The organism is Actinomyces sp. Z5, assembly GCF_003287795.1.
In the GTDB taxonomy this organism is placed as follows: domain Bacteria; phylum Actinomycetota; class Actinomycetes; order Actinomycetales; family Actinomycetaceae; genus Actinomyces; species Actinomyces glycerinitolerans.
This window is the reverse complement of sequence record NZ_QMIN01000006.1, coordinates 20,031-33,651: the sequence shown is the minus strand read 5'-3', so window position 1 is coordinate 33,651 and position 13,621 is coordinate 20,031. Positions and strand designations below refer to the sequence as shown.

9 protein-coding genes are annotated in these 13,621 nt (G+C 69.5%); 5 read left to right on the top strand and 4 right to left on the bottom strand.

What is annotated here, in order from left to right; all coding sequences use genetic code 11:
• Positions 1-244: 244 nt before the first annotated feature.
• Entirely contained in the window at positions 245-1,672 is a 1,428-nt protein-coding gene (locus DRB06_RS00565; protein ID WP_146750759.1) for a hypothetical protein, read from the top strand.
• Between the two features lie 98 nt (positions 1,673-1,770).
• Here the strand turns inward: DRB06_RS00565 and DRB06_RS00560 are convergent, their stop codons facing one another.
• Positions 1,771-2,622, bottom strand: coding sequence for an SDH family Clp fold serine proteinase (locus DRB06_RS00560; protein WP_073333787.1), 852 nt, complete (start codon positions 2,620-2,622; stop codon positions 1,771-1,773).
• Positions 2,622-2,813, bottom strand: coding sequence for a hypothetical protein (locus DRB06_RS00555; RefSeq protein WP_073333785.1), 192 nt, complete (start codon positions 2,811-2,813; stop codon positions 2,622-2,624). Before DRB06_RS00555 ends, DRB06_RS00560 begins: the two co-directional genes overlap by 1 nt.
• 848 nt (positions 2,814-3,661) lie before the next feature.
• Between DRB06_RS00555 and DRB06_RS00550 the strand changes: the two genes are divergently transcribed.
• Entirely contained in the window at positions 3,662-4,333 is a 672-nt protein-coding gene (locus tag DRB06_RS00550) for a septum formation family protein (RefSeq protein ID WP_111818862.1), read from the top strand.
• Positions 4,334-4,362: 29 nt separating this feature from the next.
• On the opposite strand, the gene DRB06_RS00545 is transcribed toward DRB06_RS00550, so the two are convergent.
• A complete protein-coding gene (locus DRB06_RS00545) occupies positions 4,363-9,294 on the bottom strand; it encodes an acyl-CoA dehydratase activase-related protein (RefSeq protein ID WP_111818865.1) in 4,932 nt (1,643 codons plus the stop codon).
• Between the two features lie 538 nt (positions 9,295-9,832).
• Here DRB06_RS00545 and DRB06_RS00540 point away from each other — a divergent pair.
• The gene (locus tag DRB06_RS00540) at positions 9,833-10,594 is read left to right on the top strand and encodes a TetR/AcrR family transcriptional regulator (protein WP_111818861.1); all 762 of its coding nucleotides are present in this window, start codon (positions 9,833-9,835) and stop codon (positions 10,592-10,594) included.
• Positions 10,595-10,749: 155 nt separating this feature from the next.
• Complete coding sequence (locus DRB06_RS00535) at positions 10,750-11,088, top strand: type II toxin-antitoxin system VapB family antitoxin (RefSeq protein ID WP_073333778.1); 339 nt, start codon at positions 10,750-10,752, stop codon at positions 11,086-11,088.
• 17 nt (positions 11,089-11,105) lie between these two features.
• Here the strand turns inward: DRB06_RS00535 and DRB06_RS00530 are convergent, their stop codons facing one another.
• A complete protein-coding gene (locus tag DRB06_RS00530) occupies positions 11,106-12,509 on the bottom strand; it encodes a uracil-xanthine permease family protein (RefSeq protein WP_111818860.1) in 1,404 nt (467 codons plus the stop codon).
• 315 nt (positions 12,510-12,824) lie between these two features.
• Here DRB06_RS00530 and DRB06_RS00525 point away from each other — a divergent pair, with 315 nt between their 5' ends.
• Complete coding sequence (locus tag DRB06_RS00525) at positions 12,825-13,568, top strand: DUF4956 domain-containing protein (protein WP_111818859.1); 744 nt, start codon at positions 12,825-12,827, stop codon at positions 13,566-13,568.
• The last annotated feature ends 53 nt before the right edge of the window (positions 13,569-13,621 follow it).

The window sequence follows — 13,621 nt, the reverse complement described above, 5'->3', positions numbered from 1 at the left end:
TAATCACCCCGACTTCCCCGCACCACAGCAACCAAAATCCCGATCTTTAGCAACACGTTCACGCCGATAACTCGCATCGGGGCGCTCGCCGTCGAGCTTGACGTGCCAGGTGGGTCGTGTTCGCCTACCGAGAGACGCTGCGTCGTCACGAGATCGTTGCCTGAGACGACCTCAAAACCGCACAGACGAGCTAAGCGCAGCGCAAGATAAGAGACGCCCGCCACTGTCCGCACTCAGGGAAGAGATGAATATGAAGCCCTCCGGCTGGGGGATCGCACTGCGCGTCCTCGGCGTCCTGTCCACACTCTTCGCAGGCCTCGGGATCATCGGCATCATCGGCGCCATGGCCACCGACGACTACAGTGGCGGAGACGCCGTCCTCGGCTCCCTGATCCTCGTGATCCCACCAATCGTGGTCGCAGTACTCCTGTTCCGCGGAGCCGAACGCGTAGACAAGTGGGCCGTCGAACGCGCCGCACGGCGAGCCGCCCAGGCCGCCGCAGCCCGGCCGACACCACCGCAACCGGCCCTGCTGCAGACCCAGCCCCGCGACGAGTCACAGAAGGCCAAGGCAGCCGAGGAAAAAGCCGCGAAACGACGTCAGATAGAAGCCGAGCGACAGGCAGCCAAGGAAGAGCAGGAGGCAAAGCGTGCTGAGCGGAAGGCCGCCAGAGCCGCACGGCGAAAAGAACGCGAGGAGAAACGGGCCGCTGCCGCAGCAGCGGCTCGCGAGCGCGCCCAGGCCGAGCAGGAGCGCAAGGACCGGGAGGGCTACAGCACTGCGAGTGGTGATTGGGTGCCGCCGAAGCCGTTGGGGACGCTCGTGGACCCGTGGGCTCCCGGGCAGTCGCTTGAAGTGGTGGGGGAGCACTACCGGCAGCGGGCATTCGTGCGCCTACTGGGCCGCAAGCCGGGGTTCGACCAGTACGGCGGCGTCGAGGTTTATGGGGAGGGAATTCTTGTCCCGGACCCGAACAATCCCTACGGTGGGGATGGTGCGGTGGCCGTGTACTTCGGTGGGGAGCACGTTGGATATCTCGCCCGGGAGGACGCCGACAGATACTTTCCGACGTTGGAGAGCATGCATGGCAACGGCGTGCTCGTGCGGGTTCGAGCGAGGGTCTGGGCGAGCCGCCCCTCCGCCGGCGGCGACGTCAATGCCCGCGTGACGCTCGTAGTGCCCGAGCCGGCAGGCATGTTCCCCTCCAATGACTTCCCCGACGCGCCGTATGCCGTAATCCCGACGGGCAGGCGCATCCAAGTGACCAAGGAGGAGGAGCACATGGACGTCCTGGCCGGGTACGTGCGTCGCGGCGTCAACGTGGACAACCATGTTGCGGCGTCCCTGAGGTCCATTAACGAGATCCGGCCCCGGTCGTCATACGAATGCGTGCAGGTCGAGATCGACGGGCAGCGCGTCGGAGTACTGACCAAGGGACAGTCGGACAAGCTCCTGCCCCTGGTCAGGCACATTGAGCAGCGCGGCTACGTGCCGATCGTGAGGGCCGTGGTCAAGGGCACCAAGCTCAAGGCCGACGTCGTGCTCAACACCGCCGACGCGGAAACCATTGACGAGGACTGGCTCGACGACCTCGGCGAAGCCATCACCGACGCGAACATCGACAAGATGCCCGCCACCACGCCCCGCCCGGACTTCGACTGGGACGACTAGCAAACCGCGAGCACCCCGCGCCGATGGAAGGAAAGCGCCGACCCTGCATAGGGCCGGCGCAATACCTGGGTGGGCGATCGGTCAGGGGAGAGAACAGGTCATCCCTCATGCGATGCGCGAACGCCCTCGTAGATGGCTGTATTGCCGCGAGGCCAGCAACCGAGAGCGAAGTAGTGCGTCCAGAGCGCCCAGACCAACTTCCATGCCTCGTCATTGCAGTCCGCGGCTGTAGCGGGCAGGCCGACGGCGGCAGCGTGGTCGACAGAGACGACTGCCGAATGGCTTCTTGGCGCATCGATCAGGAGTGGCTTCAGTTCTCCGGCGAGACGCTCGACCTCATCCCCTGATCTACCAGCTGCGGACAACGCTTCACGCATGAGCGACTCCGACCTATCAAGGGCCGATCGCGCCTGCTCAAGCATCACCATAGTGACGTCGGCGAGCATCGACGAGAACAGAGGGTAAGCGTTCGGGTTCTGAGTTGTCCGAGCCTCCGCCTCCTCAACCGCCGCGACGATGTCCTTGGCGCTGGACATCGTCGGTCGCCCGGTCTCGTCGGTGTAGAGCATCTGCGGGTCGATCGGGCCGAGGTCGCCGCCGGGCCCCATCACGATGTGGTTCGCGCCGAGGCAAAGGATCGTGGCGGCGCTCTTTGCCATGTCCGGCACAAGCACCGTGAGTTCACGGCACCGCGTCTGCATTGAGCGGACCATACGCAGAGCGGTCTCCCCATCGCCGCCCGGGGACGACAGGAGCAAGTGAAGGTCCTTCTCTGGATCACAGTCGACGAGGAGTTCCTCAAGGATTGTCATGTTCGTCCAGCCGATCTGGTCGATCACGACGATGAGATTCACGTCTTTGAGATCCTGATACTGCTTGATCAGCTCCTGGCGTGCGTAGCGGGCCGAATGCTCCGCGTGGAACAGCGGAGTATGCGGTGCCGAGGCCATCAGATACGGCCAACCACGGGGCGGAAGCTCTTCCTCTTGCCGCGGCGCAGCTTGGCCCCCTGACGACGTGCCTCCATCGCAAGTTCGGCCTTGGCGGCCCAGTCCTGGCCCCTGTCCTTGGTCGGCTGAGGGAGCGCCGGGGTCGGCTCCTCGCGCTGAGGCGCCGGGGCGGTGGACGTCGTTATCATCATCGACCTCCTGGCGGTGGTGCGGAACGAGTTGCTTAATCATGGTAATGGGCCCAAGGGCCCATTACTAGGTGACTTTCTTCCCAGGTCAGTTAGCCCTCGCACGCGGTGGGGCGTACAGGGCAGCCGTTCAACCGTCGGCCCCAATCGCCCGCCCAGCTGAACAAGACCCCGGCAATGATGGGTGTACCGGCATCTCAGAGGCCTTGCGACTCAACCGTCCCAGGAGCGTGAAGACAACATAGCGGGGTAGACGCACGAAGCGTCGCCGTTCATGCCGAATCGTTGCTGCTACCTGACGAACCGTCACCGGAACACACAAACCGTCCATACCCACAACGGCGCCGACGACGTCCTCATCAACCCGAACACGACCACCACACCCCGACCGCCAACCCGAACCACCACCCCCACACACAAACCGCCGGTTAAGTCGTTCCTAGAACTTTCACAGCGCCACATCGGGGGACCTCCCAGCCGCAGCGGGTTACATGGTCACTGCCGCCGGGCGGAACGGGTCATGAGGGAATGGGGAGCCCAGTGACTGACCCGCTTCCGAGACGGGACGGGTACATGGGAGCCCGCGCCGCGTCGTCCTGGCGAAGGAGGACCGCCCCTCGGGACCGGGAACCCCGAGGGCTTCGAGCACCTCGTCGGTGGCCTGTGGGCCGGGGACACCACCCGCCCACGGGCCACCGGCATGTCCGGCGGCATCCCCCGCGCAGCGCTGAATGCGTTGGTGGGCGTGTCGGATCCGGCGCAACGGCCGGCCGTCGGCGGGGCACCGATGAGCCCACGGCCGCGCACGGGCGCCTTTCCGTCCCCGGAGCAATGTGTGTCAGCCTTAAGACATGCGTCATCCCCGTACCGCGCTCGCCATCCCCGCCGCGCTACTGCTTGCCCTGGGAGTAACGGCATGCCAGGGCGGCACCACGGCGGACCCCGCCACGCCCACAACCACGCCGTCGCCGTCCGCCACACCCAGTCAGGACGTACCGCTCCAGGAGGCCCTCGCCACCCCGACCGCACAGACCGTTTCCGCCATGGACATCGAGGTCGGCGACTGCCTGACCTATGCCACGCCCGGGGACGCGGCAGACGCCGGCGCGGAAACCTCGAACACACAGACGCCGGAGCCCTCCGCGTCACAGCCCGACACCGCCACGGCGGACGCCTCGGCAAACACCGCGAGCGCCGCCGAGCCCGGCACCGTCTCCAGCGTCGATCTCATCGACTGCGCCGCCCCACACCGCTACGAGGTCTACGCGGAGGGCGCGATCGCCGCGGACGCCTTCCCGGAAGGCGACCTCATGGAGCAGTACGTCTCGGACATCTGCTACGACGCCTTCGAGAACTACGTCGGCACCAGCTACGACGACGCCTACACCCAGGGCCGCTACGCGGTCACCTCCCTGCGGCCCACGCAGAGCACCTGGGCACAGGGCGACCGCAGAGTCTCCTGCCTGCTGACCTCCGTGGATGGCGGCGACCTGACCGGGTCCGCCCGCAGCTCTGACGGCTGACCCGCTACGGCGACCGTCTACTGCGCGACTTACACCCGGTCGGCGCCGACCCGCTCGGGAGAGGCCACGTCCGGTGAGGTCGGCGTGCCATCGGGGGCGGGTCCCAAGTCGGCGATCAGGTCGCGGGCGGTGCGCCCGTCCTCCGAGGCGTTGTCAATGCCGGTGAGCAGCCGATCCGCGGTCGACGACGACGCCTCCGCCGTCCGCACGCCCGCCGGTGTGGCCGGTGCGCCGGCCGCATCCCGCGCGGCATCCTCCTGCATCATGAAGGCGGTGGAGATCATCAGCTTGATGCGGTTGAGCTGGTTGACCTCGCTGGCGCCGGGGTCGTAGTCGATGCCGACGATGTTGGCCTGCGGGTAGCGGCGGCGGATCTCCCGGAACATGCCCTTGCCGACCACGTGGTTGGGCAGGCAGGCGAAGGGCTGGCAGCACACGATGTTGGGGGTGCCGTGCTCGATGAGTTCGATCATCTCGGCGGTCAGCAGCCAGCCCTCGCCGGCCTGGTTGCCGAGGCTGAGGATCTGGCCGGCCTTCTCGGCCATTTCCGCGATGGGGGACTCAACGTCGAACTTGCCGCCCGCGGCGGCCAGGGCGGCCCGGGCGGGGGCCTGCACCTGCTCGATGAACCACACGCCCGCCTTCTTCTGGTAGACGGTGTCGGTGCCGATGCCGTAGGTGTCCGCCTTCCACTGGGCGGTGGTCATGCCGTTGAGGAAGAAGCCCAGCAGCCCGGGGACGACGGCCTCGCAGCCCTCGGCCTCGATCTGGTCGACCACGTGGTTGTTGGCGTCCGGCTGGAACTTGACCAGGATCTCCCCCACGACGCCGACGCGCGGCTTGCGGGGCACATCCGCCAGCTCCAGCGCATCGAACTCGTGCACCATCTCCCGCAGCAGGCGGCGGTAGCCGATGCGCCCGCCCCAGGTGGTGGAGCGGCCCTTGTGCTCGAAGAACTCGCAGGCGATCTGGCTCCAGCGCTCGTACAGCGCCTGCGCGGAGCCGGGCACCGCCTCGTAGGGCCGCACCCGCAGCAGGCAGGTGCTCAGGGTGTCGCCGATGACGACCCCCTGCAGCGCCTTGTAGGCCATGGTGGGGGTGAGCTTGAAGCCGGGGTTCTCCTCAATGCCCTGCAGGGAGACGGCCAGCACCGGGATCTGCGGGTAGCCGGCCTCGCGCAGGCCCTTGCGGAGCATGGCGGCGTAGTTGGTGGCGCGGCACATGCCGCCGGTCTGGGAGATGGCGACCACGCACTTGTCCGGATCGTGGGAGCCGTCCTCAAAGGCGCCGATGAGCTGGCCGATCACCATGATGGCGGGGAAGCAGGCGTCGTTGTTGACGTAGCGCAGCCCCACCTCGAGGTCGGCCTTGCTGGCGGACTCCAGCAGCTCGACCTTGTAGCCCAGGCGTCGCATGAGCGGCACCAGCGGCCGGAAGTGGATCGGGCTCATCTGCGGCATGAGGATGGTGTGGGTCTCGCGCATCTCCTCGGTGAACATCGGGGTGGTGGCGGCCGGCAGGCTCCGCTCGCTGCGGGCCACGCGCCCGGCGAGCGTGTGGTCGCCGTCGTCCGCGGGCGCCGGGTTCTCGCGCGGAGCACCGCCGTCCTCCTTGCCGACGGCGATAGCGTCCCCGGCGGTGGGCGTGGTGGTGTCGACCTCGACGGGCTCGTCCGCGAGGTCCTGCGCCTGCTCGTCGACGACGGCGTCCGCCGCCTGCTCGCCCGCCTCCCGCTGCCGCCGGCGCGCCTCGCTGGCAGCGGCGAGCGAGCGCAGGCGGATGGTGGCGGCGCCGAGGTTGGAGACCTCATCGATCTTGAGGGTGGTGTACACCCCGCCGGCGGACTCGAGGATCTCCTGCACCTGGTCGGTGGTGACGGCGTCGACGCCGCAGCCGAAGGAGTTCAGCTGCACCAGTTCGAGGTCGTCGGCCCGGGTGACCAGCTCGGCGGCCCGGTACAGGCGGGAGTGGTAGGCCCACTGGTCGCGTACGCGCAGCTTCGGGGACACGTTGGCGACGGCGACCGACGCCGTCGGCGCCTCCAGCCCCTCCGCGGTGACGTCGGACCAGTCGGCGGGCGCCTGCGGGTCCTCCTTGGAGCGGCCCAGGCCGCGGCGGATGGAGGCGACGGCGCGGGACAGTGCGCCGCCGGCCACCTGGTGCTCGACGCCGTCCCCGGCGCCGTCGGGGGACGGCTCGGGTTCGGGCAGGATCGAGTCCTCGGAGAGGACGGCCATGCCCAGGGTGTTGATGACGTCGGGGACGCCGTGGTTGATCTCGGGGTCGATGTGGTAGGGGCGGCCGGCCAGGACTATGCCCTTGCGGCCGTTCTCGCGCATCCACTCCAGGGTGCGGCGGCCCTCGGCGCGCACGTCCGCCTTGAAGGCGGCGTCCTCGGCGAAGCCCGCCGCTACGGCCTTGCGCGCCTCGGGGAGGGTCACGTTCCAGTCGGCGAAGACCTCCACCAGCCGCTCTGCCAGCTTGGCCGGGTCGGCGAGGTTCAGGAAGGGGGCGAGCATGCGCACGCCGTCGGTCTTCTCCCCCTCGGCGGGCGCGGCGCCGTCGGCATCCGCGCCGTCGCGAATGGCCTCCACGTTGTTGCGGATGACCTCGGGGTAGGTGGCCACGATCGGGCAGTTGTAGTGGTCGTCGGCGCCGTCGACGAGTCCGCGCTCGTAGAAGACGCAGGGGAACCAGATGGTCTTCACGCCCTTGTCGATCAACGACTGGACGTGACCGTGGGCGAGCTTGGCCGGGTAGCACACGTTCTCGGAGGGGATGGAGTCCATGCCCTTCTCGAACAGTTCGTGGTTGGAGCGGCCCGACAGCATGACGCGGAAGCCCAGCTGGGTGAGGATCGTGAACCACAGCGGGTAGTTCTCGTACATGCCCAGCACCCGGGGCACGCCGATCTCGCCGCGGGTGTCCTGCCCCTGGCGCAGGCGCCGGTAGGCGAAGGTGCGCCGGTACTTGTAGTCGTACAGGTTGGGCATGTCGGACTTGGTCTTGCGGCGCTCCTGGGTGGCGCCGCGCTCGCAGCGGTTGCCGGACACGTGCCGCTGGCCGTCGTTGAAGGTGGTGATGGTCAGCTTGCAGTGGTTCTGGCACAGCTTGCACACCGTGGTCTCGGTGGTGAAGCCGAAGCGGGACAGCTCGGCCAGGCTCATCAGCGTGCCGGGGACGCCGTCGTAGGTCTCGTGGGCGGTCAGGGCAGCGCCGAAGCAGCCCATGAGGCCGGCGATGTCGGGGCGGACCACCTCGCGCCCGGTGAGCAGCTCGAAGGCGCGCAGCACGGCGTCGTTGAGGAAGGTGCCGCCCTGAACGCTGATGCGCTCGCCCAGCTGGGAGGCGTCGCGCAGCTTGATGACCTTGTACAGGGCGTTGCGCACCACCGAGTAGGACAGTCCGGCGCTGATGTCGCCGGGGGTGGCGTTCTCCTTCTGGGCCTGCTTGACCGAGGAGTTCATGAACACGGTGCAGCGGCTGCCCAGGTCCACCGGGCTGTCCGCGGTCAGCGCGGAGGCGGAGAACTCCTGGATGGACTGGCCCATGGACTGGGCGAAGGTCTGCAGGAAGGAGCCGCAGCCGGCGGAGCAGGCCTCGTTGACGGAGATGGAGTCGATGGCGCCGCCGCGGATGCGCAGGTACTTCATGTCCTGCCCGCCGATGTCGATGACGCTGGTGACGCCGGGGTTCAGGTGGGCGGCGGCCCGGTAGTGGGCCATGGTCTCCACCACGCCCTCGTCGATGCGCAGCGCGGCCTTGACGATGCCCTCGCCGTAGCCGGTGACGCAGGAGCGGACGATGCGCACGTGCTCGGGCATCTCCAGGTGGATGCGGCGCAGGATCTCGACGGCGGCGGTGACGGGGTCGCCCTCGTTGCCGGCGTAGTGCTCCCAGACGATGCGGTTTTGCTCGTCGACGACGACGGCCTTGATGGTGGTGGAGCCGGCGTCGATGCCCAGGAAGCAGTCCTGGTAGTGGGTGGGGGCGCCGTCGGCGGCCTCGGCGTCGGCGGGCGGGGCGGGCCAGCCGACCCGCTCCACGGTGGCCTGGGCGTGACGGGCGCGGAAGGCGGCGAGTTCGGCGTCGTCGGCGAACAGGGGGCGCATGCGGCTGGCGCCCGTGCCGGCGGCGCGGCGGGAGGCGAGGCGGTCGGCGATCTCGGTCAGCGGCGTCGGCTCCCCGTCGGCCAGGAGGGCGGCGCCGACGGCGACGTACAGCTGGGCGTCGTCGGGGCAGGTGAAGGAGTCGACCTGGTCGGCCAGGGTGCGCTCGAAGGCCCGGCGCAGCTCGGGCAGGAAGTGCAGCGGGCCGCCCAGGAACATGACGTTGCCGCGGATGGGGCGGCCGCAGGCCAGGCCGGCGATGGTCTGGGTGACCACGGCCTGGAGCACGGAGGCGGCCAGGTCCTCGCTGGCGGCGCCCTGGTTGATCAGCGGCTGCAGGTCGGACTTGGCGAACACGCCGCAGCGCGAGGCGATCGGGTAGAGGGTCTGGTATTTGGCGGCGAGTTCGTTCAGGCCGGAGGCGTCGGTGTGCAGCAGCTGCGCCATCTGGTCGATGAAGGCACCGGTGCCGCCCGCGCAGGTGCCGTTCATGCGCTGCTCGGGGGTGGGGTGCAGGTAGGTGATCTTGGCGTCCTCGCCGCCGAGCTCGATGATGACATCGGCCTCGGGGTTCTTGGCCTGGACGGTGCGGGTCTCGGCGATGACCTCCTGCACGAAGGGCAGGCCCATCAGGTTGGCCAGGTTCAGGCCGGCGCTGCCGGTGACGGCGCCGCGCACGCGCGCGCCCGGGAAGGCGGCGTCGACCTCGGCCAGTAGGCGGGAGACCTCGCCGCGCACGTCGGCGTTGTGGCGGCGGTACTCGGCAAAGACCGGCTCGGGGAAGGGCGCGCCCGCGACCGGTTCGGGCAGCAGCACGAGCTTGACGGTGGTGGAGCCGATGTCCAGGCCCATGCGCAGGGCGACGGCGGGGTTGGCGGTATCGGCGTCGGCGGCCGTCGTCGCAGATGGGGCGCCTGCGGCGGCCGTGCCGGTGGCGCGCCGGGCGGGGAAGGCGGGCATGCCGAGCGGGATGGCCATAAGCGACGGGCCCGTGCTGGCGACCGGCCGCCCCTCATTCACGACGGGCGCGGCGCCGGAGACAGCCGGCGCGGATACAGCGGCGGGCTGCTCGACGTCGTTCCTGCGTTCAGCGTTCGCGGTCATGAATTCACCTCTCGACCCCACCCGGAATGCGTTACTTCCGGGGCCTCCCAAGACCCGGGGTCGGATAGAACCGTAATCACGGGCGCCGTCGGGCTTCAACGGTGTTGAAATAACCCGGCCCTAGGTCCTTAGTCCTGGCGGCTTTTCCTTGGAAGCGCCGCGAGCCGGACCGAAACCGCCTGAACATCCCCTGAACGCCGTTGAATATTGCGCAGCCAACCTTTCCTAATTCGGGAGAACGTGCAGCCGCCCAGGCCCCGCGAGCCGGATCGTCTAGCCTCACGACATGAGCGACGCGGCCGCACCCAGGCGATCCCATTCGGGGCAACCCCTCCCCGCCACCCCGATTCCCCAGGACACAGGCGACGTCGACCCCGCCCCTCCCGGCACCAGCTCCGCATCCGCACGTCGTCGGGGGCCACGCTCCGGCAGTCGCGCGGGCACGGGCGCCGAGACCACGCGCGACGCCATCCTCGACGCCGCCCGCACCTCCTTCCTAGCCAAGGGCTTCGCCAAGACCACCATCCGCGGGGTCGCCCGGGCCGCCGGCGTCGACCCGGCGCTCGTCTCCTACTACTTCGGCTCCAAGGGCGACCTGTTCGGCGCCTCCATGAACCTGCGCATACGCGCCAGCGAGGAGATCGCCAAGGTGATCTCCGGCGACATCCGCACCGCCGGGCCGCGCCTGGTGCGCCTGGCGATGACCGCCTGGGACGACTCCTCCGGCGGGGTCACGTTCCGTTCCCTGCTGCGCTGGGTGTCCACCGACGACGGCGCCCCCGAGGCCGTGCAGACCTACGCCACCGAGCAGATCGCCGTACCGGTTGCCCAGGCCCTGGAGCAGGCCGGGGTGCTGGGACCCGACGCCCGCGAGCGCGCCACCCTGGCCGGCAGCCAGTTGGTGGGCCTGGCGATGATCCGCTACGTCTTCCAGGTGGAGCCGCTGGCCAGCGCTCCCGTGGACCACCTGGTGGAGGTCGTGGGGCCGACCATTCAGCACTACCTCACCGGTCCCCTGCTGCGCCGGCAGACGCCGGAGAGCCGCTGATCCGCCGTCGTATGCGCCTCCGGGCGGATGCGCACCACCAGCCCGGGACTAACGGGGCTCAGCAAACGGGGCCAACGGGGTCCGGCTCTCGGGCGGGATTGTCCGAATGCCGTTCCGTGTCCCGGTGTGTCACACGTTCCCGTTAGCATGGGTTCGTGATCTTCAAGGCCGTCGGCGACAGTGCGCCCTACCCCGCTCATGGGGTCACTGCGCAGCGCGACTGGGCGGCCATCCCTCCTCGTCAGATCCGGCTCGACCAGTTGGTGACCACGCGGGCGCAGCTGGACCTGCGCGGCCTGCTCGACGACGACTCCACCTTCTACGGTGATTTGTTCGCCCACGTCGTCGCCTGGAACGGGGAGTTGTATCTGGAGACCGGTCTGCACCGGGCCCTGCGCGCCGCGCTCCAGGGGCGCACCTCCATCCACGCGCGCGTCCTCGAACTGACCAACGACGGACGCCCCGTCTCCGCCCCGCCGCCGCCCACGGAGTAGACGGCGGCGAGCCCCCTTCAGCCCTGCCGACGGGCCCGTTTGGCGTAGGCCGGGCCCTCGAGTTCGGTGCCCGCGGGCGCCGACGCCGGTGAGGCCTCCTCCAGGTTCGTGCCCCGGGCCCGGGAGATGGCGCGCATGGCGTGGTAGACGACGATCGCGGCCAGCGAGCCCAGCGCGATTCCCGCGAAGGTCATGTCGCCCCAACTGAAGGTGTAGTCGGCGATGGCCACCACCATGGCGACCGCCGCGGTGTTGAGGTTGACCGGGTCGGAGAAGTCCACGCGGTTCTGCACCCAGATGCGCACCCCGAGCATGCCGATCATGCCGTACAGGACCGTCGCCGCCCCGCCCAGGACGCCGGCGGGAATGGTGGCGATGATGACGCCGAACTTCGGCAGCAGGGACAGGCCCAGAGCCGTCACGGCCGCCACGATGTACGCGGCCGTGGAGTAGACGCGGGTGGCGGCCATGACGCCGATGTTCTCCGCGTAGGTGGTCGTGCCCGAGCCGCCGCCCACGCCCGCGAACATGGTCGACAGCCCGTCCGCGAACAGCGCGCGGCCGGTGACGTCGTCGAGGTTCTCCCCGGTCATGGCGGCCACGGACTTCACGTGCCCGATGTTCTCCGCGACCAGCACCAGCACCACCGGGATGAACAGGCCCAGGAGGCTGACGTCGAAGGCGGGCGCCCGGAACTCGGGCACGCCGAGCCAGCCGGTCTGGGAGATCTGGGAGAAGTCGACCTCTCCCCGCACACAGGCGGTGGCATAGCCGATCAGCACGCCGATGAGGATCGACAGCCGCCCGATGATGCCCTTGAACAGCACCGTGATCACCAGAATCGACACGATCGTCACCAGGGCGGTCACCGGGGCGGTCTTGACGTTGTTCCAGGCGCTGGGCGCGAGGTTGAAGCCGATCAGGGAGACGATGGCGCCGGTGACGATCGGCGGCATGAGCCGGTCGATCCAGCCGGTGCCGGCCACGTGGACGATCACGCCGATGACCGCCAGCAACGCGCCGACGGAGATGATCCCGCCCTGCGCGAGGGACGCCTTCGCCTCGTCCAGCGGCGCGCCCGCGTCCGCCGCGTACCCGGTCACGGCGCCGATCGGCGCGATCAGGGCGAAGGAGGAGCCGAGGTAGCTGGGCAGGCGGCCCGCGGTGATGAGGATGAACAGCAGCGTGCCCAGCCCGGTGAAGAACAGGGTGGTGGACGGGTTGAAGCCCGTCAGCAGCGGCACCAGGAAGGTGGCGCCGAACATGGCGACGACGTGCTGCACGCCGATGCCGACGGTGCGGGGCCAGCTCAGCCGCTCGGCGGGGGTGACGACCTCGCCGGGGGCGATAGAGCGGCCGTCGCCGTGGAGGGTCCAGCCGTGGAAGCGGCGTTTCTGCTTGGGTGGCTGCTTGGAGGGCACGTCGGCTCCTGTCGCGTGGGGGAAGGGGACCGGCACGCGGAGAAGCGACCCCGCACGCCGGAGCGGCAGGGCCCGGCAGAGTCCTGCCGGGGCCACAGTCTAGAAGCCGCCGCCGACGCCCATATGAACTGTCCACGCCCGCCACCGACGTCGTCGGCACCCGCCGACGGCGACGCCGGCCCGCTCCTCCCGGCGCGCATCCGGTCACATACCTCCACGACACGACTTTCACAGGGCGCGCATAGCCTCGCCTCTTAGCGTGGAACGCGGTCCGGGACGGCCCACGCCGTCCTCCCCCACAACCGGAAGCAGCCAATGTCTCCCAGCACTCTTGCCTACATCGCCGTCGACCTGGTCGCCCTGGTCGTGCTCGTCGGCGCCCTGTACACCCGCCGCCACGCCCGCAAGGACCTGGTGGCCGCCTACGCCGGCGTCAACGTCGGCGTCCTGGCGGTCACGCTCCTGCTGTCGACGGCGTCGGTCGGCGCCGGCCTGGGACTGGGCCTGTTCGGCGTGCTGTCGATCATCCGCCTGCGCTCCACCGAGCTGGCCCAGCACGAGGTCGCCTACTTCTTCGCCGCCCTGGCCCTGGGCCTGCTCGGCGGCATCACCGCCGCACCGCTGGCGCTGACGGCCCTGCTGATGGCGCTCGTCGTCGCCTCCCTGTGGATCGGCGACCACCCGGCACTCATGCGCCGGAGCCGCCACCAGATCATCATGCTGGACCGCGCCATCACCGACGAGGACGCGCTCATCGCCCACCTGGAGCAGCTGCTGGACGCGCAGGTGCGCTCGGTGGAGGTGCAGCGCCTCGACCTGGTCGACGACACCACGCTCGTCGACGTCCGCTTCCGCCTGCACCCGGCGGGGCACTCGCGGGCGACGACGGCGTCGGCTCAGCCCGCCGCGAGCGCGCCCGCCCCGGCGCCGGCGCCCCCATCCGCACCTTCGTCTCATGCCTCCCGTCCCCAGCACGCGGCCGCGGCCGCTCCGACGGACACCGCCGACTACGTCTTCCCGCCCGTGGTGCAGCCCGTGGCCCAGCCCGCCGGCCGCTGAACCCGGACCAGAGGACGGACAAGCCACGCCACGGACCGCGCAGCCACAGGAGT